The 19,439-nt window shown below is 59.0% G+C and carries 23 protein-coding genes and 1 pseudogene; 15 read left to right on the forward strand and 9 right to left on the reverse strand.

Translation table 11 applies throughout. From position 1 onward, the window contains the following. Positions 1 to 4: 4 nt before the first annotated feature. From sstT to PM3016_RS16785, 4 genes are all read right to left on the reverse strand, one after another. A complete protein-coding gene (gene sstT, locus PM3016_RS16770; protein WP_014370242.1) occupies positions 5 to 1,234 on the reverse strand; it encodes a serine/threonine transporter SstT in 1,230 nt (409 codons plus the stop codon). 207 nt (positions 1,235 to 1,441) lie between these two features. Next, entirely contained in the window at positions 1,442 to 1,738 is a 297-nt protein-coding gene (locus PM3016_RS16775) for a putative quinol monooxygenase (RefSeq protein ID WP_014370243.1), read from the reverse strand. Between the two features lie 34 nt (positions 1,739 to 1,772). Further along, positions 1,773 to 2,411, reverse strand: a complete 639-nt coding sequence (locus PM3016_RS16780) for a nitroreductase family protein (protein WP_014370244.1) — start codon at positions 2,409 to 2,411, stop codon at positions 1,773 to 1,775. Between the two features lie 27 nt (positions 2,412 to 2,438). Beyond that, a complete protein-coding gene (locus tag PM3016_RS16785) occupies positions 2,439 to 2,858 on the reverse strand; it encodes a MarR family winged helix-turn-helix transcriptional regulator (RefSeq protein ID WP_014370245.1) in 420 nt (139 codons plus the stop codon). A 268-nt stretch (positions 2,859 to 3,126) separates the two neighbouring features. Between PM3016_RS16785 and PM3016_RS16790 the strand changes: the two genes are divergently transcribed. The 9 genes from PM3016_RS16790 (at position 3,127) to PM3016_RS16825 (ending at position 9,400) form a co-directional block, all read left to right on the forward strand. After that, positions 3,127 to 3,669, forward strand: coding sequence for a histidine phosphatase family protein (locus PM3016_RS16790; RefSeq protein WP_014370246.1), 543 nt, complete (start codon positions 3,127 to 3,129; stop codon positions 3,667 to 3,669). 40 nt (positions 3,670 to 3,709) lie between these two features. Continuing rightward, positions 3,710 to 4,630, forward strand: coding sequence for a phosphotransferase family protein (locus PM3016_RS16795; RefSeq protein ID WP_014370247.1), 921 nt, complete (start codon positions 3,710 to 3,712; stop codon positions 4,628 to 4,630). Positions 4,631 to 4,710: 80 nt separating this feature from the next. Beyond that, the gene (locus PM3016_RS16800) at positions 4,711 to 5,295 is read left to right on the forward strand and encodes a DinB family protein (RefSeq protein ID WP_014370248.1); all 585 of its coding nucleotides are present in this window, start codon (positions 4,711 to 4,713) and stop codon (positions 5,293 to 5,295) included. Positions 5,296 to 5,338: 43 nt separating this feature from the next. Further along, positions 5,339 to 5,617: a hypothetical protein gene (locus PM3016_RS16805; protein ID WP_148279687.1), complete on the forward strand. Its 279-nt coding sequence runs from the start codon at positions 5,339 to 5,341 to the stop codon at positions 5,615 to 5,617. 11 nt (positions 5,618 to 5,628) lie between these two features. Further along, complete coding sequence (locus tag PM3016_RS41390) at positions 5,629 to 5,799, forward strand: hypothetical protein (RefSeq protein WP_413783327.1); 171 nt, start codon at positions 5,629 to 5,631, stop codon at positions 5,797 to 5,799. A 105-nt stretch (positions 5,800 to 5,904) separates the two neighbouring features. Then, complete coding sequence (locus PM3016_RS16810; protein ID WP_014370250.1) at positions 5,905 to 7,083, forward strand: DUF4272 domain-containing protein; 1,179 nt, start codon at positions 5,905 to 5,907, stop codon at positions 7,081 to 7,083. Positions 7,084 to 7,114: 31 nt separating this feature from the next. Then, on the forward strand, positions 7,115 to 8,026 hold the full coding sequence (locus PM3016_RS16815) for an ATP-grasp domain-containing protein (RefSeq protein WP_014370251.1): 912 nt from the start codon (positions 7,115 to 7,117) through the stop codon (positions 8,024 to 8,026). Beyond that, complete coding sequence (locus PM3016_RS16820) at positions 8,023 to 8,793, forward strand: barstar family protein (protein WP_013916891.1); 771 nt, start codon at positions 8,023 to 8,025, stop codon at positions 8,791 to 8,793. The genes PM3016_RS16815 and PM3016_RS16820 overlap by 4 nt, the downstream gene beginning before the upstream one ends. Before the next feature lie 4 nt (positions 8,794 to 8,797). Then, positions 8,798 to 9,400 carry a hypothetical protein gene (locus PM3016_RS16825; RefSeq protein WP_014370252.1) on the forward strand — a complete coding sequence of 201 codons (603 nt, stop codon included), beginning with the start codon at positions 8,798 to 8,800 and terminating at the stop codon, positions 9,398 to 9,400. Positions 9,401 to 9,499: 99 nt separating this feature from the next. On the opposite strand, the gene PM3016_RS16830 is transcribed toward PM3016_RS16825, so the two are convergent. Then, positions 9,500 to 10,720 carry a helix-turn-helix domain-containing protein gene (locus tag PM3016_RS16830; RefSeq protein ID WP_014370253.1) on the reverse strand — a complete coding sequence of 407 codons (1,221 nt, stop codon included), beginning with the start codon at positions 10,718 to 10,720 and terminating at the stop codon, positions 9,500 to 9,502. A 355-nt stretch (positions 10,721 to 11,075) separates the two neighbouring features. Here PM3016_RS16830 and PM3016_RS16835 point away from each other — a divergent pair, with 355 nt between their 5' ends. The 5 genes and pseudogenes from PM3016_RS16835 to PM3016_RS16855 all read left to right on the forward strand — a co-directional run bounded on the left by PM3016_RS16835 (position 11,076) and on the right by PM3016_RS16855 (position 15,931). Next, positions 11,076 to 12,809, forward strand: a complete 1,734-nt coding sequence (locus tag PM3016_RS16835) for a fumarate reductase/succinate dehydrogenase flavoprotein subunit (protein ID WP_013916895.1) — start codon at positions 11,076 to 11,078, stop codon at positions 12,807 to 12,809. Next, the gene (locus PM3016_RS16840; protein ID WP_013916896.1) at positions 12,793 to 13,026 is read left to right on the forward strand and encodes a 4Fe-4S dicluster domain-containing protein; all 234 of its coding nucleotides are present in this window, start codon (positions 12,793 to 12,795) and stop codon (positions 13,024 to 13,026) included. Before PM3016_RS16835 ends, PM3016_RS16840 begins: the two co-directional genes overlap by 17 nt. A 50-nt stretch (positions 13,027 to 13,076) precedes the next feature. After that, positions 13,077 to 14,231 (forward strand): ABC transporter substrate-binding protein, encoded by a 1,155-nt coding sequence (locus tag PM3016_RS16845; protein WP_014370254.1) that lies wholly within the window; start codon positions 13,077 to 13,079, stop codon positions 14,229 to 14,231. Position 14,232: 1 nt separating this feature from the next. Then, positions 14,233 to 15,063 carry an ABC transporter permease gene (locus PM3016_RS16850; RefSeq protein WP_014370255.1) on the forward strand — a complete coding sequence of 277 codons (831 nt, stop codon included), beginning with the start codon at positions 14,233 to 14,235 and terminating at the stop codon, positions 15,061 to 15,063. 56 nt (positions 15,064 to 15,119) lie between these two features. Continuing rightward, a pseudogene (locus PM3016_RS16855) lies at positions 15,120 to 15,931 on the forward strand (ABC transporter ATP-binding protein). A 259-nt stretch (positions 15,932 to 16,190) separates the two neighbouring features. Here the strand turns inward: PM3016_RS16855 and PM3016_RS16860 are convergent. From PM3016_RS16860 to PM3016_RS16875, 4 genes are all read right to left on the reverse strand, one after another. Next, positions 16,191 to 16,574, reverse strand: coding sequence for a VOC family protein (locus PM3016_RS16860; RefSeq protein WP_013916900.1), 384 nt, complete (start codon positions 16,572 to 16,574; stop codon positions 16,191 to 16,193). A gap of 37 nt (positions 16,575 to 16,611) precedes the next feature. Next, on the reverse strand, positions 16,612 to 16,983 hold the full coding sequence (locus PM3016_RS16865; protein ID WP_013916901.1) for a VOC family protein: 372 nt from the start codon (positions 16,981 to 16,983) through the stop codon (positions 16,612 to 16,614). 29 nt (positions 16,984 to 17,012) lie between these two features. Then, complete coding sequence (locus PM3016_RS16870; protein WP_238540522.1) at positions 17,013 to 17,978, reverse strand: AraC family transcriptional regulator; 966 nt, start codon at positions 17,976 to 17,978, stop codon at positions 17,013 to 17,015. Between the two features lie 135 nt (positions 17,979 to 18,113). Continuing rightward, positions 18,114 to 18,428 carry a putative quinol monooxygenase gene (locus PM3016_RS16875; RefSeq protein WP_013916903.1) on the reverse strand — a complete coding sequence of 105 codons (315 nt, stop codon included), beginning with the start codon at positions 18,426 to 18,428 and terminating at the stop codon, positions 18,114 to 18,116. A gap of 189 nt (positions 18,429 to 18,617) precedes the next feature. Between PM3016_RS16875 and PM3016_RS16880 the strand changes: the two genes are divergently transcribed. Continuing rightward, entirely contained in the window at positions 18,618 to 19,412 is a 795-nt protein-coding gene (locus PM3016_RS16880) for a putative protein N(5)-glutamine methyltransferase (RefSeq protein WP_014370257.1), read from the forward strand. The last annotated feature ends 27 nt before the right edge of the window (positions 19,413 to 19,439 follow it).

Genomic DNA, 19,439 nt, shown 5'->3' on the forward strand with positions numbered 1-19,439 from the left:
CAACCTACGCCTTAACCAAAACTTCCCTGCCCTCTTTACGGTGTTTCGTATACTCGGCTGTAGCGGTGAACAGAACGTCGGAGGAGGAATTTAGCGCGGTTTCGAACGAATCCTGCAGCACTCCGATAATGAATCCTACACCCACCACTTGAATCGCAATATCGTTCGGAATGCCGAAGATGCTGCACGCCAGGGGAATGAGCAGGAGCGAACCGCCGGCGACACCGGATGCGCCTGCTGCTGCTACAGCGGATACGATGCTGAGCAGGAACGCTGTGGCGAAATCCACCTGGATGCCCAAGGTATGAACCGCGGCCAGCGTCAGAACCGAGATTGTCACCGCGGCGCCCGCCATATTGATCGTAGCGCCCAGGGGAATGGATACCGAGTAGGTATTCGAATCCAGCCCCAGCTTTTCGCACAATCGCATGTTGATCGGAATGTTCGCGGCGGAGCTCCGGGTGAAGAAGGCGGTAATCCCGCTTTCCCTCAAGCAGGTTAAGACAAGGGGATAAGGATTCCTGCGAATATTCACATATACGATCAGCGGGTTGACCACCAGCGCGATAAACAGCATGCAGCCGATCAAGATGAGCAGCAGCTTGCCGTAATCAAGCAGGGAAGAAAGACCGTTGGTCGTTATGGAATTGAACACGAGCCCCATGATGCCGATCGGTGCCAGATTGATGACCCACTTGACGATCTGGGAGACGGCGTCGGACAAATTCGTCAGCATGTCCTTGGTGCTGTCCTTCGCACCCCGCAGGACAAGGCCCAGAAGGATAGCCCAGGACAGAATCCCGATATAGTTGGCGTTCATCAGGGCATTGACCGGGTTGTCCACTACCTGAAAGAGCAGCGTCTTAATGACTTCTACGATCCCTTGAGGCGGGGAAAGATCTTCCGTGCTTTGGACAAGGGACAGGCTTACCGGAAATACGAAGCTGGCAATGACAGCGATCAGCCCCGCGAGAAACGTGCTTGTGCCATAGAGGGCAAGGATCGATTTCATATTCGTTTGATGGCCCTTCTGATGCCTGGAAATGGCGGACATGACCAGGAGCAAGACGAGCAGCGGTGCAACCGCTTTTAAGGCGCTTACGAATAAAGAGCCGAGGAGGCTGACTCCTGACGCGCCAGGAAGGACTAAGGCCAGGAGAACTCCCAGGATAATCCCCGCAAAGATTCGTTTGACAAGGCTCATTTGGTTCCACTTGAGTAACAATGTCTGCAATGTATTCCCTCCGGTAACAATGTAAGAATATAACGGACCCCAGCCATGTTGAAATAGGGCAAGTCATATGTTAACGATAGTTTATCACGTTAATTGTCCAGTGTGCAAAAACGAATATTTCAATGGAAATATTTTTATTAAAAAAACCAGCGGAGCTGATCCTGCGATCAACCCTGCTGGTTTTTTTTCTTTGGCTCGCGTGCCGGATTAACGCTTCACGGGCTCGCCTGCGAAGACTTCCGCCTGCATAGGTGCGGCCATGAAGGCAGGCGCCTGCTGCATGAACGCCTGGAAATGGCTGCTTGCGTTGTACGCCGCGATTGCAGCTTCATCCTTCCACAGCTCCACCATCGTGTAGCGGTGCTCCTGCTCCGTGCTCTTCATCAGGGTGTAGGTCACATTGCCTTCTTCAGCGCGGGAGGCGGGGATGAGGGCTTTGACGGCATTCAGGAACGCCTCTTCCTGGTCGGGTTTTACTTGCAGATGGGCATGAATAATGATCATGACTGTCAGCTTCCTTTCGCTGTTGAAATAGAAATTAATTCCAGGTGGTTACCGTTTCAACCGGCAGGCGGTAGGACGGGTAGCCTTCTTTGGCCGCTTTGCCGATGCTGATGAGCATGATCGGCTGGTAGCGTTCTTGGTCCAGACCGAAGGCTTCGGCAATCTTGTCTTTCTCGTAGCCGCCGATCGGGTTGGTGTCATAGCCGTGGGCACGGGCCACCAGCATAAGCTGCATCGAGACGAGACCGGCATCGATGAAATTCACGTCCCGCAGGTCCGCGGCAGGAAGCTGCTCGTAGTAATTCTTGATCGCCTTGAGCTGCATGTCCTTCACATCCTGCGGCATGTAACCCAGCTCCACCATTTTGCCATAGATTTCGTCCAGGTACTCGGCATTGTTCATGTCGGCGAATACCGCGATGACGGCGGAGGAGGTCAGCACCTGGGTCTGGTTGAAGCGGGCCAGCGGAGCCAGCTTTTCTTTGCCTTCCTGGCTCTCGATGACGACGAAACGCCAAGGCTGCGCATTGACCGAAGAGGGTGCGCGTGTGGCTCCTTCCAGAATGTCGGTCATTTCCTCGCGGCTGATTTTCACTTCAGGGTCATAGGCTTTGACGGAACGGCGTCCGTATGTAATCTCTTTGAAATCATTGGTCTTCTGAAATTCGCTCATGATGGGGACAAGCTCCTTTATTCTGGGTTAGATGTTGTTCTGCATGCGTTCGAGCATATCGGCCAGCACATGGACTTCTTCCTCGCTGAAGCCATGCAGGATCTGGCGGATAAAAAGCTCCTTCTCGGCCGTGTACGCTCCGATCCGCCGCCGGCCTTCCTCGGTGAGTCGCACGAAGGTCACGCGGTTGTCGTCCGGATTCCGGCGCCGGGTAACCATTCCGTCCGCCTCCAGCTGCTTGAGATGGCGCGTAATGGCCGCACTGTCAATGTCGATGCACTTCTGCAGTGTGGATTGGTTGATCTCATCGCTGCGGCACAGTTCGTGCAGAATCTCGAGACGGGACGAGCTGATTCCTGTGCAGCGTTCGAACTTGGGACTGATTTTGTTGCCGAGTCCATTGAGTAGATACAGAATCAGTTCTTCCTTGGAACCGATGCGAGTCATGTTGGAGTCCTCCCGGGTGAATCTGGAACATAGATGAACGGTCATAGGGCCGATTCTGGGATTGCACAAAAGCTTATTTAATTGCCTGCAATTAATTTATCATTTAACAATTGATGTGTCAATTGTTGATGGATCAATGAATGCAGGTTTCTGTTTAGTTGGCATCATCAAGTGCCTCTCCCGGCAGGAAGGGGACCTGGTTATATGGAATATATTGTGTACCCGGCAGGATACTTCCATAAGCAGACATCCATAAGGAGACCTTCATATGAAAACAATCTATGTGGTTCGGCACGGCCAGGCCGAAGGGCAGGAGCCCGGAGCCAAGCTGACGGAGAACGGTGTGCAGCAGGCGGCCAGGCTGGTTTCATTTTTTGGCGGCAGGCAAGTGGATTGCATTCTCTCCAGTCCCTTCAAAAGGGCTTACTCGACCATCCTGCCGCTAGCCCGTCAGCGGGGAATCCAGATTCAGACGGATGAGCGGTTAGCGGAGAGGGTCTTGTCCGGCGGGAGCCATCCGGAGTGGCGGGAGATGCTTCGCAGGACATACGATGATTTGGACTTGTGCTGGGAGGGCGGGGAATCCGGCAGGGCGGCCATGAAGCGTGCCGCGGCTGTGGTGGAGGAAGTGCTGAACAGTCATTACACGAGTGCTGTCCTCGTATCGCATGGGAACCTGATCTCGCTTCTGCTGAAGCTTTATGATGAACGCATCGGGTTCGCGGAGTGGGAACGGTTAACCAATCCGGATGTGTATCAATTATCCTTCCGGGACGAGCTTCCCGAGATTCAGCGAATATGGAACCCGTAAAGGGACGGGTCAAAAAAAAAGGTATGGAGGACCGAGTTCTATGAAACATACGTTACCCGACCAAGTCTTGGCATGGGTTGTACAGGCCGTACATCCGAAAGCCGCTGCTGCTGCGATTGAGCAGCTTCAGGGAGGCGTTTCTTCTCTTGTACACCGGATCACGCTTCGTGTTCACGGGGAAGAGACGGACGTAGTGCTGCGGCTGTTCCACGACGAAGAGTGGGTGAGCGACCAGCCGGACCTCGCCGTCCGGGAGGCGGAAAGCTTGCGGCACGCATCCCGCTGCGCCGGTGTCCAGACGCCGAAGATCCTCGCGATCGACAAGACAGGGGCGCACTGCGGCGTGCCGGCGGTGCTGATGAGCCGGCTCCCGGGCCGCGTCGTATTGCAGCCGCCGGATCCCAAGCGGTGGGTGGAGGCCATGGCCGAAGCGATCTCGCGTATTCACGAGGTGGAGGCAGGCGATTTCCCGTGGTCGTTCTCGCCGTACTGCGATGCCTCGAAGCTGGATACGTCCTCCTGGTCGAAGGTCCCGGACCAGTGGAAGGAAGCTGCCCGTATCGTGACGGGACCCCGTCCGACCCCGGCGGTGAGATTCATTCACCGGGACTATCATCCGGCGAATGTGTTATGGACGGGCGAAGAGGTGAGCGGGATCGTCGACTGGGTCAACGGCTGCACCGGCCCTGCAGGGATTGATGTGGGACACTGCCGTGTGAATCTGGCCCTGCTGCATGATGCGGGAACGGCCGACGCGTTCTTATCCTCCTATCAGGAGCATGCCGGGGATTCTTTTGTCTACGATCCCTACTGGGACCTGGTCACCCTGATCGATTTCGCCTTCTGGCCGCCGGAGGTATACCGCGGCTGGACGGACCTCGGCATGACCGGGCTGACGGATGAGATGATGGGGGAGCGGCTGGACCTTTATTTGTTGAGCGTATTGAAGCGTGTTTTGTAGGATACATCACCGCGGCGCGCCGCAAAACCGCATTCCGTAAGAAATTAAAGCAGCGGCGGCGATGTACGATAGAGGGAGTTATGGATGCATGCCTTTTTAATGAGAGGAGGGCTCGAATAAGTTTCGAAGAGCTGATACTTACATACCAATCGGAGCTGTCCCTATATTCACCGGAACAGCTCCACTGCATCCCTGCCCCCGGAGGATGGTCGCTCTGTCAATTATATGACCACCTGATCCTGACCACACTGGACTATCTCGTGCAGGTGGAGCTCTGCGCTGCGGCTGCGGAGGAGCGGCCGCAGGGGAAGACCGAAGCCGGTGAGCAGGTGTTCGGACTCGGCGGGTTCCCGCCGGTGAAGATCCGGCTGCCGGACGGGCCGGAGAATACTCCTTGCAACACGCACAGCCAAGAGAGTTTGATGCGCGGACTCGACGAAGTGCTGCAGAGCATGAGGGCTTGGGAGAAGAAAATCGATACGATCAACCCCCATCACAAAGTAAAGCATGACGGATTTGGCTGGCTGAATGCACAGGAGTGGTTCGAGCTTGCGGGCATGCACTTTCGTCATCACCTGCGCCAGCTGCGTGAGATCGAAGGATTGATCGGAATGAAGCCCCGGGAGGAAGGGCGGGGACGCTATGGTTCCTCTGCATCCGGATGAAATTCATCCTGACATCTATAGAACAATGGAAAGTGGCTGTCCCATGACAACAAATTCACAGCACGCTGCTTTGAACGAATTCGCCGAATGGATTCCATGGGTCCGGGACGTAAGGGAGCGGGGCAGGGCCGTCTGGCTGGAGCCGATCTCGCCGGGAACCTGGTCACTGAGGGAAGTGCTTACATATATCATGCATTGTGACTGCAACAGTATGGAAGTAATGATTCCAAATATGGCGGAGGGTACGTTTTTCGTTGACATTGAGGAGAATAACCGGCAGGCGCACGGGCGGCGGAGCAGTACACGGATTGGGATGCGCTGATCGATGAGGCGGTGAGGACGCGGCAGGAGCTGCTGAACGTACTCGCAGGCGTCTATGACGATTCGATCCGATTTACGATAGACGGCGAACCCTATACCTACGGAAAATTTATCGGCGTCTTCATCCACCACGATGCTCACCACCGTGGGCAGGTGGAGAGGTTTTTGGGTGCGGGGCGATGAAGATCCTATGGTGCCTGCAGGCCTTCAACCAAGACAAATCTGGAAGATTCCAGTAAAATATAATAGCTTTTTTACATACGTGTTGACCGAAGGAGATTAACGACCATGAAGAATTGTGCCATCTACAGCCCGCAGATGGATCTGGACCGGGTGGCCGGCATTGTCAAAGACCTTTATCCGAAGCACAAGGTAGAAGTCAGCGAGAAGGGAGCCCGCATTGCGGTGATCAGCCGCAAGTGGTTCAGGAGTTCCCGCTTCGGTTTGAACATCATGACCAGCCAGACCCAGCCTGGTGAGTTCGCGGTGATGAAAAACGGGATGGGGAACTATTTTGCGGGACTCCCTGCGGAGAATGCGGCTGTGCAGGAAAAGCTGCTCATTCAAATTTCGGCGCTGAATATGGTGATCGGAGTGGAGACGGACCAGGAGATTACCGGCCCGTTCCGGGAAGCGCTGCTTGAGCTGGCGGACCGGCTGAACGGGATCGTGTTCATGGGGACTCGGGAGCTGCTGGACAGCAGGGGCCGGCTGATCATGGACCTGGACGGGAGAAGCGAAGTGGACGATCTCGTCGTGACGGCCCACGCCAGTTTGTTGGATGGCGACCTCGTTGTTACGGAATCGGGACGCCGACGTAAGGAGCGCAGTGAGAGGATCCTTGAGGAGCAGGGCGTCCGCTATAATGCCCATCTCCCGGTTCGGGCGGGGGATGAAGAAGTAACTATCCGCAGTGTGGAGGAAATAGCCAAGCGGGCAATTGCCTTATGCATTACGGCCCTGAAGGGAGAGTGCCACGGCGCAGGGGAAAGCCCGAAGGATACCCGGTCGCTTGTCAACCGGGTGATCCGACAGAATGGGGCGGAGGATTTCTTTACGCCGAAGGAGGGGGAGTTCTTAAAGGCTGAGGCTCCGGAGCATGGGGACATTGCGGCCTATTCCTGGGGCTACGAGGCTTACACGGTGCTGCTCTGGGCGCTTGGGTATGTTGATGCGCTCGAAACTCCGGACCGGATTTGTGATGTGCCGGAGATGGTTTCGCTGCTCCAGGAGCAGGAGAACTACAAAGGCTTCGTGAAAGGTGCCCGTATGCGGGCGAAGAGCGAGATCCTGGATGCGGCGGATCTCATCTACCGGTACAACTGGGTCTGCGTGGACAGCCGCCTGAAGGGCGAACAGGCCCCCGGAGGACTGGACGCAGGGGTCGTGTATGAGCGTCACCGCGCGTTGAACTGGCTGATCCGGTACCGGGAGCAGGAGTGGGATGAGGTGACGATAGATACGTAGGAGTGGGGAAGCCGGGGGGAGGCAAAAAGGAATGCGTGTCCTGTTCTGCGCGGATCCGTTGGATCCAAGGATGGTTGACAGCGAGTATGCGCAGGAATACGAGGCTGCGAAGCGGCAGGGCTTTGAGGTCGGTCTCATCTCACTCGAAGAGCTGCTTCTTGGGCATGGAACGGCCGCAGTCCGAAGGGTTGAATCCCAGCAAGTGGAGCAGAAGGCGCTCTACCGGGGCTGGATGATGAAGCCGGAGAAGTACAGGCTTCTTTACGATGAGCTCCACAGGAAGAACATCCGCCTGCTCACATCACCGGAGGCGTATGTGCAGGGGCATTATTTTCCTTATTCGTACGATTTGGTCTCCGACCTCACACCCAGAAGCCTATGGGTGGAAGCGAAGGAACTGGAGGAGGGCATGGATCGGATTCACAAGCGGCTCCAGGCCTTCGCGGAGCAAGGCATCCGCTCCCTTCTTATCAAGGACTTTGTCAAATCCCGCAAGCACGAATGGGAGGATGCGTGTTATATTCCGGATCTTACGGACCGCAATCAGGTGGAGAGGGTAGTCGGCAACTTCGTTAGCCGTCAAGGGGAGGAATTGAACGGGGGCGTGGTATTTCGCGAATTCGCTCCACTGGAGCATGCAGCAGTCCACCCGAAGAGCGGTATGCCGCTGTCGAACGAATACCGTCTGTTTTTCCTGCATCACCGATTGCTGACAGCCGCGGCCTATTGGGACGAATTGGAATACAGCGGGCAGGAACTGCCGGATCTCAAGCGGTTCACTGAAGCTGCAGGCCGCATCGCGAGTCCATTCTTCACCATGGATATAGCAAAGACGACCGCTGGGGACTGGCTTGTGATCGAGATCGGTGACGGAGGTGTCTCCGGACTGCCCGCTCATTGTGTTGCGGATGATTTTTATCGGAAGCTTAAGGCACGGTTATGAGAAAATATGCTGTCATCGAGGATGAATCCGGTGTTTGCATCGGTTATTGTGCCGATCTGATTGGCCTAGCGGGCGAGCAGCCCGTAGAAGTGGACGGGGAGATGATCAACCGGATTGTGATGTTCGGTTTTGAACGGAACAGCCGGATTGACGAAGGATATAGCGTTTCAAGCAGCTGGGGCAGTCTTCAATTGGCGATTCTGGATACATCCGAACGAATCATAGGAAGCTATCATTTCGTTTTGTCTCACCCTTCCCGGTTTGACAAGGTCTTTGGGAGGGAACAGAGCCGTCTGGAGTTACTCGGCACGTTGCTGGCACCAGCGTCCGCGGAAGCCCTGGCTGTGTGGGAAGGCTGGAGGGAATCTCCCCCTGTTGAACCGGGTGAATGGATCAAGTTATCCGGAAGAGAACGAAGCGGATGGCTGGAGGTTGTGCGATTGTATGACGGCCAGCTGATGAGAACCCGTCAACTTCAGGGTGACCAAAGACATCAAACTTATGAGATGGATGCTTCCCCGATTACCGATGCGCTCTCTTTTTATTGTGCGTTGGGGGAGGCGGTCCATGGTCCGGGCGGCTATTACGGAACCGAACCGATGAGTCTCTACGATTGTATATGCGGCGGATTCGGTGTCTCTCCACCTTTTCGTATCATCATCCGAAATATTCGGGAAGAGTTGAAGAGGGAACCATTCTTCGCGGCGGCAGTAGATCGGTTAACTTCTTCTGATGTAATCGTTGTGATGGTTCCGAAGGGGGGCTGACGGCATGGGAGCTGGTTTTTCAGCGGTTTTCCCTCATAGACTGAACGGTACAGAGATTGCCGCAATGGCAGAGAAGTTGGCTGGCAGCAGCTTGCCGGTATTGATTGGGCACATAAAAGAAATTCAGTACAATAATCCTCACGTAAGCTGTTCATGGTGCTGGGAGCGGGAGCAAAGATATACGCGAGAATCGAACTACACGAAGAAGAATCTCTTCGATTCGATTGAAGAGGAGTTGGAGTGTAGGGGTACTTTGCTGTTAAAAGGCCCCGCGGGGATCGATCTTCTATTCAGCAGGCATATGTGTGAGCTTCAGACGGGGTCAAGATGGGTTTATGTCTTATCCAATCCAGAGTATAGAGAGAGCATTCGAGCGGTTTGTTGTGAGATTGCTGGTGTACTCGATGCCCAATTTGCAGTATACATGGCGGACAGCTGTTGTGCATCCGACTATCTTTACGATGAACATTCGATGGAGTATTATCTGTCTTCGTTACATAAGAGATTTGGTCCACCGGCCAAGTCACTGGATGTACTTCTCTTAACGCAGGAGAGAACGCGCTCATCAGAAGGATACTTTATCGATTTCTTTCAACAGCGAGTTTGACTCCTGTTTACCTGAGATGACAGTTAAGAAATCAATTGGAAGGCCAACCGGCAAAAGGGCCGGCTGGCCTTTTTGGTATGCCGGTAACTCCGGGCCCCGCTACAGCAGCACCCGCTTCGACCAATCCCCTAGGACCGGCCCGTCTCCGATGGCCGGCAGGCGGAGTTGCCGAGCGGCGGCCTGGAGATACTCGCCACGGTAGGCTGGGCCCGGCTGGAGCAGATCGAGGGGCAGCCCCGGCGCTGGAAGAGGAGCACCGCTTTCCAGGAAGCCCTGCAGCGTCTCCAGGTCCCGCGTATACACGGCCGCATCCCAGCGGACGCGGGAGAGGACTTGGCCGGCCACCTTCACAGGGATGTCTGCGGCCCGGGCGACCAGTTTGGCCGCCTTAAGCGGCTCGCTTCGCAGGAAGGCATGAGCCCGCAGATGCGCCTTCAGGTAAGCGACGGTGAGGTCCTCATGGGTTCTGACCCAGGCCTGGTCTGCGGCCAGGCCGGTCAGATAGTCGTCACCGAGCCCCTCCGAGAACAACAGCCGCCCTTGGCCGTAGTAGTCCAGCAGGCTCGGATAGGGCTCCCACATCACGCTGGCGCCGACGCGCTCCGAAGCGATGCTGCGCAGGCTCTCCGGCATCTCCTGGTGAATCACCTGCCGCGGCGGGGTGCCGATCGATGTGAGCAGCCCCGTCAGCCGGTGGCCGGCGCTGGAATGGGGAACGGTGGCAATCGTCCGTCCCGCCAGATCCGACAGGTCGCGCAGCCGCGCCTGCCGGGGAACGGCGACCGAGATGCCGCGGCCCCGCTCGGCTTTGCCGTCGAAGGCGAGCAGGACGGGGCTGAACTTCGGCAGCACCCTGCCGAGCGCCGCACTCATGGCGATCGGGTAATCGCCGAGGGCGGCGATCTGCACCTCGCCGGCAATCAGGCCTTCCACGAGTTCCAGGCCGTTCGCCGCATCGCGCCAGCGGACTTCAACCGGTCGGAAGGGGGGGAGCAGGCTCAGCTCCTCCTCCAGAAGCCGGAGTCCCTTGATGATCAGGGAGCTCCACATATGGGCGGTCCCGCTCTGGTAGCCGATCGTCATGGAGAGTGGACCCGAACTCACCTGGACATCCCGAACGGGACGGCCGGCGGACGACTGCTCCCGGACCCAGAGCTGCAGCTCGTCGCGGTCAAAGTAGACGTCGCGGCCGATTTTGATAGACGGCAGTCCCTTATGCTGCCGCCAGCGGTCGATCGTAGCCCGGCTCACGCCGAGCAGCTCTACGGCCTGCCCGAGGGTCAGAAGAGAGAAGACCGTATGCGGCTGTCCCTTATCCATAGCCAAACCTCGCTTTCTGCCTCATAAATTCATTAATATCCGACCCAAATACTATGATATTGATTTTATCCCAATACAGCCCGGCTGACAAGAAAAGAACGGTCATCTCCAAGCGTATTTCATCCGAATTTGTATGGAAATTATGGGTCCATCTCCTCATTCATCCTCATTCCTCGTCATCGCTCCTCATGGGCTGGAACCCCGGTTTGCCGCTGTGATACATTGCCTGCATAGCCAACCTGATTCATCGGCTTAATCGGAATGGCGCTACACTTACAGCAGAAATTGGAGTCAACGGCGTAACGTCGATGCGGCAGCAGAGACCGAGACAGGCAAAGGGGAGGATGAACAAGGCATGGAAACCAGAGAATATACGACCGATGTGCTCATCATCGGCGGAGGCACGGCCGGCACCATGGCGGCGATCAAGGCCAAGCAGGCGAATCCGGAGCTGCAGGTGCTCGTGCTCGACAAGGCGGATATCCGGCGGAGCGGCGCGATCTCGATGGGCATGGACGGCCTGAATAATGCGGTGATTCCGGGGAAGGCGACACCGGAGGAATATACGCTCGAGATTACGGAATCCAACGACGGCATCATCGACCAGCGGGCGGTGTACCGCCAGGCGTCGGAGTGCTTCGGCATCGTACAGGAGCTCGACTCGTGGGGCGTTGATTTTGAGAAGGATGAGACCGGCTATTACAACGTCCACCGGGTTCACCGCAAGGGGCGGTATGTGCTCCCGATGCCGAAAGCGAGCGACCTGAAGGTCATCCTCGCCAAGAAGGTCAAGCAGATGCGCTGCCGGGTCGTCAACCGGGTCATGGCCACACGGCTGCTGACCAAGGGCAATCAAGTGATCGGGGCGCTCGGGCTCGATGTGCGGACGGGAGACTTCGTCATTGTCCGGGCCAAAGCCGTCGTGATGACCGCGGGCGCTGCGGGGCGGATGGGTCTGACGGATTCCGGCTACCTCTACAGCACGTACGAGAATCCGACGAATTCGGGCGAGGGCTTCGCCATGGCTTACCACGCGGGCGCGGAGCTGACGGGGATCGAGTGCTACCAGATCAACCCGACGATGAAAGATTACAACGGACCGGCCTGCGCCTATGTGGCGGGACCGTTCGGCGGCTATACGGCCAACAGCAAGGGCGAGCGGGTCACCGGCTGCGACTACTGGAGCGGCGAGCTCATCATGAACATGTGGAAGCTGAAGAACAAGGGCGAGTGGCCGCTGTATCTGAAGCTGACCCACCTGGAGGACAACGTCATCTCGGAGATCGAGTCGATCCTGCACAACAACGAGCGTCCGAGCCGGGACCGGTTCCACGAAGGCCGGGGCAAAAACTACCGCACCGACATGGTCGAGCTGAACTTCTCGGAGGTCGGGCTGTGCAGCGGCCACAGTGCTTCCGGGGTGCTGGTCAACCACGAGGCGGAGACGTCGATGGCCGGTCTCTATGCGGCGGGCGATATGGCCTGCGTGCCGCACCAGTACCTGCTCGGGGCGCTCACCTTCGGCAAGATTGCCGGCACGAATGCCGCGGCCTTTGCCGCCGGGCAGCCGGAATATGAGCCGGACCCGGCGCAGATCGAAGCCGAGCGGGAGCGCCTGCTCCAGCCGCTCTCCCGGCCGGACGGGGTGCCGCACCAGCAGGTGGAGTACAAGATCCGCAGGATCGTCACCGACTATCTGCTCCCGCCGAAGACGCTCACGAAGCTGGATATCGCGCTGGAGAAAATCGAGCATTTCCGCAAGGTCGACCTGCAGCTGCTGGGGGCCCGGGACCCTCACGAGCTCGGCCGGGCGATGGAGATTCACAGCATCGTGGACTGCGCCGAGATGATGGCGAAGGCGTCGATGTTCCGCAAGGAGAGCCGGTGGGGCTTCTACCACTACTTCCTCGACTATCCGGAGCGCGATGATGCGAACTGGCTGAAGCGGGTCATTGTCCGCAAGGGGGACAGCGGGGCCATGGAGCTGTACACGAAGGAGCTGCCGCCGTACATTCTGACGGATGCGGACCGTGAAACGGCCCTGGAAGACAGACAAGGGGAGGTGAACACCCATGAACATGTCGGCTAAAGCGGTAGGACAGCGCTCGGAGGCGAGCGTCATCATCGACCGGGACAAATGCATCGGCTGCGACATCTGCGTCCAGGTGTGCCCGATGGGCATCCTGGCCCTCGACAAGGACGGCAAGGCCTATATGAAGTACGACGAATGCTGGTACTGCACGCCATGCCAGACGGACTGCCCGGTCGATGCCGTCCGCGTCAACCTGCCATACCTTGTAAGGTAGGGAGCACAGGCAAGCGTATACCCATACTTGTCAAAAAGGAGGACATCGCCATGAGGTTATCCGTGAGGCAGCGGCCGCTCCGGGCGGGCAGACTGCTGCTTGCCTCCCTGGCGCTCCTGACCGCAGCGGCCTTGACCGGCTGCGGTACCCGGAGCGGCAGCGGGGCTGCCGAAGCTGTAACATCCGCCAAGCCGGCTCCCCCGTCCGGCGGGAGACAGGCCGTCGTGACCGTCGGCTACCAGTCGCCGACGGCACAGACCTGGGGGGCCCTGATCATCAAGAACCGGGGACTCTACGAGAAGCATCTCAAGGAGCTGGCGCCCTCGGATCAGGTCGAAGTGAAGTGGTTCGACGCAACGGCAGGCTCCATCCTCAACAACCAGATGGTGGGGGGCAAAATCCAGCTTTCGTTCCTCGGCGACATGCCGTCGCTGCTCAACGGGGTGATGGGCATCACGCAGGCGAACTACCGGTCGGTCTTCCTTGCCTTCGACGGCAAGGGGGCGCTTGGCCGCAACCAGGCGATCATCGTGCCGAAGGGAAGCCCGGTGAAGCGGGTGGAGGATCTGGCGGGACAGACCGTGTCCACGCCGATCGGCAGCTCGTCCCACCGGATGCTGCTCGACACGCTGAAGCAGCATGATCTCGTCGACAAGGTCAAGATCGTGGACCAGTCGGTTACGGTGGGCATGCAGAGCATCGAGCAGAACAAGGTGGCCGCCCATTCGACCTGGGAGCCCTATCCGAGCCTGATCGCCCACAAGGAGATCGGGACCGTCCTGCAGCCGGGCGAGGCGACGAAGATCGATTACCTGGCCGGCGTCGTGGCGAACCGGGATTGGGCGGAGGAGAACCGGACCTATGCTGTAGCCTTCCTGCGGGCGCTCGTTGAAGCGCACCAGTTCGCCAGGGAGCATCCGGAGGAGACGGCGAAGATCTTCGAGGCGGAGAGCAAGTTCCCGCCGGAGGTGTGCCGGAAGATGGTGGAGAACATCCGCTTCGATGCGGCGGTCTACAAGAAGGATCTGGAGACGCTGAACGGCAGCATCCAGTTCCTGAGCTCGCTCGGCAAGCTCGAGAAGAAGCTGGAGCTCGGCTCGTTCGTCGACGAGAGCTATCTGCGCGAGGCGGCCAAGTCGCTCAGCCGTCCGTACCTGACGGATTCGGAGCAGGCCGGAAGCTGGCTGCAGGGAAAGGAGCTCTAGCATGGCGATTCGCGAAGAATCCGCCGTCCTGGCCGTTCCCGCCGAAACGGGTGCATTCCGCAGCACAGGAGTCCCCGGCAGGAAGCGTTCCTTCGCCCTGAGGGTGCTGGCGATCCTCGGTTTTCTGCTGCTGTGGCATCTGGCCGTGCAGGCAAATGTGACCTGGCCGCTGCAGCTCGGCAACCTGCCGAAGCCGGGCGACGTGCTTGCCGCCTGGGCGAAGAGCCTGGGGCAGTCCGCTTACTATGCGGACGTCGGCGTCAGCTGCCGCCGGGTGCTGATCGGCATTGCGCTGGGACTCGTGACAGCCGTGCCCCTAGGCCTGTGGAGCGGACTTTCGCGCACGGCGGCAGACACGCTCTTCACGAATCTCGAGCTGTTCCGGCCGATCCCGCTCATCGCGTACCTGCCGGTGGCGATGCTGCTCTTCCGCTCGATCGAGAGCAGCATCCTGTTCATCACCTATATCGGGGCGTTCTTCCCGATTCTGATTTCTTCGCGGGATGCGGCCAAACGGGTGCCGCCGTCCCTGGTGCAGGCCGCGCGGATTCTCGGCTGCGGGCCCTTCCGCGCGCTGTGGCGCGTGTATCTGCCGGCGATGGCGCCGGAGATTTTTACGGGGCTGTCGGTCGGCATCGGAGCCTCCTGGATGGGCGTCATCACGGCGGAGATGATGTCGGGTCAGCTCGGGATCGGCTATTCGACCTGGTCGGCGTATCACCTCATGGACTACAAGCAGTCGATGATCGGCATGTTCACGATCGGGGCGCTGGGCTTCGGGTCATCCGCTCTGGTGCGCGTCATCCAGCACCGGGTGCTCCGGTGGATGTAAGGGGGCATGCCGGATCACCACACCATGGGGTCATTCAGAAAAGGAGGAGAGGCAGCATGCAGGTGGATGTGGGGAGAGTCACCCACGGGTACGGAGGAGCCGGCGGGCATCCTTTCACGGAGGTGCTCCGTGACGTGTCGTTCGGGATCCGGGAGGGCGAATTTCTGTGCCTGCTCGGTCCCTCCGGCTGCGGGAAAAGCACGCTGCTCAAGCTGATCGCCGGGATGGAGCGGCCGCGTGCGGTACGATCGAAGCGGGAGGACGCCCGGTGAAGGGAACTTCGCCTGAGCGGGGGTTCATCTTTCAGGACTATGCCCTGTTTCCCTGGCTTACGGTCCGGCAGAACATCGCGTTCGGCCTGCAAATGCAGGGTGTCCGCGGGATGGCGCAGACCGAGACGGTCAGCCGGTATCTGGCCTTGTTCAGGCTCGAAGAATCCGCAGACTTCTATCCGAAGCAGCTCTCAGGAGGGATGCGCCAGCGCGTGGCCATCGCCCGCTCCCTCTGCCTGAAGCCGAGGCTGCTGCTCATGGACGAGCCGTTCGCCGCTCTGGATGCGATGCTGCGCCACAAGCTGCAGGACGATCTGCTCGAGATCTGGTCCCGCGAACGGATTACTTTCGTTCTCGTCACGCACGATGTCGAGGAGGCGGTCTATCTCGCCGACCGCATCGTGCTGCTGACTCCGCGGCCCGGACGGGTACAGGGGATCGTGCCGGTCGGACTGCCCCGCCCGCGCCGCCGGGAGAGCGGGGAGTTCGCCGCCGTGCGTGCGGATATTCTCGCCAGGCTGCAGGGGCAGGGGAGGCCCGGCGCAGGCGGAAGGGCAGCGGAAGGGCCAGCCTCTGCTGCGGTCATTCATTCGTGAGGAGGGACGGGGAGCAAACGGAAGCGATCCGACCCTGTCTGAAGAGGGCAGCGAGTCAATCCGATTTAGTGTGATGGGAGCCTGTCATAGGTAAGCATCTCCGCTGTCCGGCCGACGATCGTGTTACCCAGCAAGCTTCCACATTCTCAATTTCCTATAAGAAGCGCCGGCATGCCGAACAACCGTCCGGGCCCTCTTCGTGGCCCCTGGACGGTTGTTCTGTTGTGCTTACTGCTTCTATGCCGCGGTCTGACGCCGCCTACCTGCCGCAGATCATCAGCCGGTTCCCGTCGGGGTCTTCGATGACGAACCAGTGCCCGTGCTCGATGCCCGTCACAAGGCTCACGCCATGCTCCTGCATGAAGGCATACGATGCCTGCAGATCTTCCGTCTGCAGCATGACGGACGGGGTGCGGATCGGCGGGGCGCCCTCGGGTTCCCGGCCGCCCCACATCGGCATCGTATCGAGAATGAGATCGGGCCCGGCGGTGGGCAGGATGCACAGGTGGCCGAACTGGATCTCGCAGGGCTCCGTGATGCCGAGCAGACGGCAGTACCAGTCTCTGGCCTGTTCGATGTTCCGGACAGGGATGAATACGCTTCCGATCCGGCGTTCCAAGCGGCTTGCGGATATCGTGGACATGGTATGTTTCCTCCTGGGGGAGTCCGCCGTCCTGCAGCTACCGGATCGGTGAACCGAAGGCGAAGATGTAACCGTCCGGGTCCAGGATGGCGAACTCGCGCATGTGATATTCGCGGGGACTGCGCGGGGGATAGTGGATCATCGCGCCTTTGGCCACCAGCTCGGTATACAGCGCGTCGGCATCGTCGACCCAGACGTACAGGTCCCAGGACCGGCCGTCCACACGGTGGTTCGGCCGGATCTCACCGGCGGCGCCGGACGCGTCATGGATTGCAAAACGCAGGCCGTCCCGGTCGACGAAGCCCGTATAGTGGTTGCACTGGAAGCCGAGCTTCGTATAGTAGGCAAGCGACTGCTCCCGGTCGGCGGACAGGAAGACGGGGCGGTATTCTTTGAACCGGTTGATCACGCTGGATTCTCCTTCTGGGCTGGGCCCGGTTAAGTCGGGAGCCGGAGCGGGAGACAGAGGTCGACGACCCACCGGCCCTCCGGATCCCCGTAAGGGTTGTTGTAGGTCACTACAGCCGCGGGCCGGTCATCATAGACGTACCCGCTGTCCGGCAGCCACTCCCCGAGCAGGGTGTCTGCGACGGCGTCCGCATCCTCCGGGGCTCCCTCGAAGTGGACGACCGCATACGTGCCTCCCGCCCAGGGCCGGACACCGAACTCCTCCGGCAGCCGGGGAAGAACCTCCCGGGCAGCCGCCGGAACGGCAAGTGCTGCGTCGCAGGGACCCCGCTGCAGCGGAAACCGGGTCCAAGGGCCGTGTGCGATGCCCATCAGGAAGGCGGTGCTGCTCCACAGCTCCATCGCATTGGCCAGCCGGTTCAGCCGGGCGAAGCTCATTTGGAGGACCGGATGGGGCTGTGCCGCAGCATATTCCCCGTAATGCCGTATGTAGATCAGGTGGGCCGGAGCGAATTCCCGAACCGCCACCTTCAGCCGACGTCCATTCCCCTTGTGCTCCCCGCTTTCTCCATTATACGTCCACAGCCCGGAATAGCGTTGACTGAGGCTGCTGATCGCTTTGCAAATCTTGCTGTTCTGCAGCGCATGGGCTGCACGGAAGTCGCTCGGGGACACGCCGGCCGCACCCTTGAAGGCGCGGGAGAACACGGCCATGGAAGAATAGCCGCAGTCATAGGCGATCTCCGTGGCGCTGGCTGAGCTCCAGTACACCAGCCGGTGGATGGCCCGCTGAAGCTTGACCCGGGAAGCGAAGCCGTGGAGCGTCTCCCCGGTGACCGCCTTGAACAGGCGGTGCAGGTGGTAGGGCGACACCGAGACGGCGGCAGCCACCTCGTTCAGGGTGGGGGTGGCAGGGAAGCGGCTCTCAATATAATCCACCGCCCGGTTGACGGCTGCCGTCTGCTGGAGCTGGGTGCTCTCTAGCGTCGAATTCATAAGCAATCATGCACTCCTTGGCAGGATGTTCATTGTTCCTTCCCCGACATGTTCCCTGCGGGGAGCTGATTTTCCTGCCGCTTACCGTGAGATTACTCCGTTAACCCTGCCGGACAGATCACTCCGCTGAATTGTTTACGCGTTCTTTTCCAGTCCTTTCCCGCCAAGAGGCCGCATTCTTGCACCTTCGACGCCGGCAATGTACGGCATCGCCTTGGCGATCGCTTCCCTGGTTTCGGGTTGGGCCAGGGCTTCGGCATGGGCCTCCTCACTCGTCCAAATCTCGGTCACCCACAGCGTATCCGGCTCGGTATCCGAGACATGGACGATGTAGGCTTCGCATGCCTGGTTGGCTTGAGCGGAAGCGGCAGCCTCCAGCAGCAGACCGGCCAAGGCTTCGCCTCCGCCGGTTTTGGCCGTGAATTTGGCAGCCATCGAAAATTTTTTCATTCTGAACGCCTCCTGGATCTTTCATATGACCAACATGATAGCGGAGATAGGCAGTAATGTCTTGTAAAAGTACGACAGAACGGTGTGAAGTCACGATCCGGATAGTTTCATTATAAATGTTCTCTGCACACATCGGGCGGAAAACGGCAGGTATACTGAAGATATTCCCTAAGTAAAGTAGGTCGGTGTGTGAATTATCTCGATTTCAGTGCAAGTGCTGTTTCTGCACAAGTCATCAGCAAGCTTCGGGCCGCCGGGTGTGTTTATGCTGAGGAGGAAGCCAGGCTGCTGATGAATACGGCCCGAACACCGGGCGAGCTCGCCGAATTGACGGACCGGAGAGCGGCCGGTTTTCCCCTCGAATCCCTGATCGGGTGGGTGGAGTTCTGCGGGCTGCGGATTGAGGTGGATCCGGAAGTCTTCGTGCCTCGCCGCCGAACCGAGTTTCTTGCGCGGCAGGCCGTCGCCCTCGCTGAGCCGGGGGACATCGTAGTCGACATGTGCTGCGGCACCGGCGCCTTGGGAGCTGTCTTCATCGCCGAGGTTGGACGTATTGAGGTGCATGCAGTCGATATCGATCCGGCAGCGGTGCGGTGTGCCCGCCGTAATCTCCGTTCCCGTAACGGATTCGTATATGAAGGGGATCTCTTCGAGCCTCTTCCTGACCGGCTTCGCGGCCGCATCCGCATTCTTGCAGCCAATGCCCCTTACGTCCCTACGGAGGACGTGAAGTTTCTTCCCCGGGAAGCCCGCATCCATGAGGCACGGAGGGCTCTCGACGGCGGTGCGGACGGACTCGATGTGCAGCGAAGAATCGCAGCCACGGCACCTCTCTGGCTGGCCAACGACGGCTGTCTTCTGATCGAAACCAGTGAGCGGCAGGCGCCGATGACCCTCGAGCTTTTTGCACAATACGGACTGTGCCCGAGAATGATCCGCTCCGAGGAGCTGGACGCCACGGTGATCATCGGAACCCTGACATAAAGCGGAGAGAGCGGAAAGGAGTACAAT

This window comes from Paenibacillus mucilaginosus 3016, from assembly GCF_000250655.1.
Taxonomy (GTDB): Bacteria; Bacillota; Bacilli; order Paenibacillales; family NBRC-103111; genus Paenibacillus_G; species Paenibacillus_G mucilaginosus.